Here is a 1,669-nt window from a genome sequence, read left to right as displayed (position 1 = left end):
GCTAGCCTCGCGCTTTCATGAGGCGGGGCGTCCGAGGCTTGATCAAATAAGCGGAGAGTGCTTCTGACCTGCAACGATGGGACTTGTCTAGGGTCCTGTTGGCTGCACGGAAAGAAGCACTCTCCAGGTGAAGAAGCGTATCGGGTCCTACCCGCGTGTCCGCATCGAGGGCGGCGGCCGGACGGTGGTCTCGCAGGCCGGGGGCGTGCTGCTGGTCGAGACCGTCCGCAAGGTCGGCTTGGACAGCGCGATATCCGCGGCGCTGACGCCGTGGCGGAAGCCGCGGGCGGTGCACGATCCGGGCAAGATCCTGCTGGACGTGGCCCTGGCGGTCGCCGCGGGCGGGGACTGCCTGGCGGATGTCGCCATGCTGCGGGCCGAGCCGGCCGTGTTCGGACCGGTGGCCTCCGACCCGACGGCCTCCCGCCTCATCGACACCCTCGCGGCCTCCGGGGAGAAGGCCCTGCGGGCCATTCGCGGCGCGCGGGCTGACGTCCGCGAGCGTGTCTGGCGGTTGGCCGACCGGAAGGCACCTGATGCGGGCGGGACGGTGACAGTGGACCTCGACGGGGTGCTGGTGATCGCACACTCGGAGAAGGAGGACGCCGCACCCACGTGGAAGCGAACCTACGGCCACCACCCGCTGATGGGGTTCGTCGACCACGGACCGGGCAGCACGGGTGAACCGGTCGCGGCCCTGCTCAGACCGGGCAACGCGGGATCGAACACGGCCACCGACCACATCACCGCCGCGCAACTGGCCTTGGCCCAGCTGCCGAAGAAGCACCGGCGCGGGCGCCGGACCCTGATCCGCACCGACTCCGCGGGCGGCACCCATGACTTCGTCGCCTGGCTCGCTCAGCGAGGACGGTGGCTGTCCTACTCGGTCGGCATGGTGATCACCGAGCAGGTCCATCAGCATGTGCTGAAGGTTCCGGCATCAGCCTGGACGGCGGCCGTCGAGGCCGACGGCGAGATACGCGACGGCGCCTGGGTCGCTGAACTCACCGGCGACGTTCTGGACGGCTGGCCCAAGGGTATGCGGCTGATCGTCCGCAAGGAACGGCCGCACCCCGGTGCCCAGTTGCGGCTCACGGACGCGGACGGCATGCGGCTGACCTGCTTCGCCACCAACACCCCTGGCCGGCCGATCACCGAGCTCGAACTCCGTCACCGGCTGCGGGCCCGGGCCGAGGACCGCATCCGCGCCGCCCGGGCCACCGGCCTGCGCAACCTGCCCCTGCACCGCACGGCCCAGAACCGGCTCTGGCTGGAGATCATGCAGATCGCTCTCGACCTGCTGGCCTGGATGCCGATGCTCGCCCTGACCGGCAAGGCCAGACTCTGGGAGCCCCGCCGACTACGGCTCCGCCTGTTCACCGCGGCCGGACAGCTCGTGACCACCGGCCGCCGACGAATCCTCCGCCTGGCCCGGCACTGGCCCTGGACCGGTCACATCACCGCAGCCCTCGACCGGCTCACCCAACTGCCCGCCCCTGACTGACCAGCGGATTCCCCGTCCCTTCGACAGCACCACCGGCCCGGAGCAGTGGAAACCGGCGCCACCCCGAGGCGACACTCGGGCCCTCAGCCTGCACACCCTCAGCCCACGGCACGAAAACGGTCCACCGACTCCGTCGGCGGACCGTCATGAAACTTCGAGGCTAGA

At 70.3% G+C, this 1,669-nt stretch carries 1 protein-coding gene; it reads left to right on the top strand.

Translation table 11 applies throughout. The features are described from left to right. Positions 1 to 127 precede the first annotated feature (127 nt). Positions 128 to 1,504 (top strand): IS1380 family transposase, encoded by a 1,377-nt coding sequence (locus ACFW22_RS35835; protein ID WP_386412982.1) that lies wholly within the window; start codon positions 128 to 130, stop codon positions 1,502 to 1,504. Positions 1,505 to 1,669: the final 165 nt, after the last annotated feature.

This window comes from Streptomyces sp. NPDC058872, assembly GCF_042743065.1.
In the GTDB taxonomy this organism is placed as follows: domain Bacteria; phylum Actinomycetota; class Actinomycetes; order Streptomycetales; family Streptomycetaceae; genus Streptomyces.
This window is presented reverse-complemented; position numbering and strand designations above follow the sequence as displayed.